Below are 1,577 nucleotides of genomic sequence, written 5' to 3'. Positions count from 1 at the left end.
AATCCAGAGGCCGATATTTTCGATTCCTGCCTCTTCGGCGGCCTTGACGGTCTCTTCCAGGGAATAAGGCATTGTCGTTGCCTGGTTCAAGCAGAGCTTCATGTCTCCTCTTTCCTATGATCCACGGGGGTCTTGCAACAATCGGAGTATTTCCGGCGTCGAGCGGGTGTGCGTGCAATTTCGATCTCACGGGCGCGGACTCCGCCCCGGTGCGAACTGACGATGGAGATCCTCACGACCCACAGATGGTCTCCGTCGCCTTGTCCGGCTGGGGCAAGGGCTCGACGTTATGCAGCGGCGCCGCTGCCGCGGGAAAGCCGCCGAGACTTCAGCGCCTGCGCTTTCGATCAGCCTTGAACGGAAAGCAGAGGCCTGCTATCGGACGGGGGCGTCTTCGGCCTCGGCGAGCTCGCCGAAGTACTGCATCATGCGTTCCGCGTCAGGTTCAAGGCCGGTGATGAGGCGGAAGGCGTCAGCTGCCTGGTAGACGGCCATCCGACCGCCGCCGAGCGTGCGACAGCCGAGCGAACGCGCGGCCCGCAGCAGCGCGGTCTCGAGCGGGCGGTACACGATGTCAGCGACCCAGAGATCTGGACGAAGAAGTGCTGTGTCGAACGGGGTGCCCGGGTGGTCGTGCATTCCCTGAGGGGTGCAGTGCACGACGCCGGCTGCCTCCGACAGCTGCTCTGCGAGCCGGGAATGCGGTACCGAACGTACATCGGCTCCCCGGCGTTCTCGCAGGTCGGCGGCGAGGGCGGCGGCGCGGTGCTCGTCGATGTCGATGATCGTGAGCTGGCCTGCGCCGAGCCGTATGAGCGCGTCGGCGACGGCCGTTCCCCCTCCACCGGCACCGAGCTGGACGACCCTTCCGAGCGGCGCTCCGGGCATGCCCACGCGGAACGCGGCTTCGAAGCCGGAGGTGTCGGTGTTGTACCCGATCCTGCCCTCCGGGGTGAGCAGGACGGTGTTGACCGCACCGAGCTCGGCCGCCACCGGGTCCACTCGGTCGAGGTAGGAGATCACCTGCTGCTTGCACGGGTGGGTGATCGTGACCGCGTTGTATCCGAGGCGCTCGGCCCAAGCGAGGACCTCCGGAAGGCGGTCGGCGCTGAGGCCGAGCGCCGTGAGATCGACGGGGCGGAATACGAGGGCAAGGCCCTGGGCTGCTCCCTCTGCCATGTGCACGAGCGGGGACAGGGACTGGGCGACCCCAGTGCCGACGAGGCCCACGAGGAATGGGCGTGGATTAGTCACAGTCTTCCCTTTCTCAAATCTGCCGACCGAGGCCGCACGATGCGTGCCCGCTTTGTCAGGGGTGGGATGAGTCGCTCCGCTGGCGGAGGCTCACTGGCCTCGCTCGTCCATGATTGCTATCAGTTCCTCTGCGCTGCCGATGGTGTGTTGCCAGAATGCCTTCTCGATGGCCGACCGATCGCGGCTGTGCAGGGCTTCGATGAGGGCGTGGTGCTGCTGGATGACGCGTGCGGGGTCCGAGCGGATTGCCTGGTCCTGGGCGAGGGCGACGGTGATGTGGGCCTCGATGACGGGCCAGAGCCGCAGGAGAACCTGATTCTCGG

2 protein-coding genes are annotated in these 1,577 nt (G+C 66.1%); both read right to left on the bottom strand.

Features of this window, described 5'->3' with window-relative positions:
• Positions 1-375: 375 nt before the first annotated feature.
• Positions 376-1,254, bottom strand: a complete 879-nt coding sequence (locus LK10_RS01510; protein ID WP_043119589.1) for a shikimate dehydrogenase — start codon at positions 1,252-1,254, stop codon at positions 376-378.
• A gap of 90 nt (positions 1,255-1,344) precedes the next feature.
• Positions 1,345-1,577 (bottom strand): FCD domain-containing protein (locus LK10_RS01505; RefSeq protein ID WP_043119587.1); only part of this gene is annotated, 233 nt, incomplete at its 5' end.

The sequence above is a fragment of the Sinomonas humi genome (assembly GCF_000802235.1).
Lineage (GTDB): Bacteria > Actinomycetota > Actinomycetes > Actinomycetales > Micrococcaceae > Sinomonas > Sinomonas humi.
The sequence above is the reverse complement of the archived record's forward strand: the minus strand, read 5'-3'. Positions and strand labels throughout refer to the sequence as shown.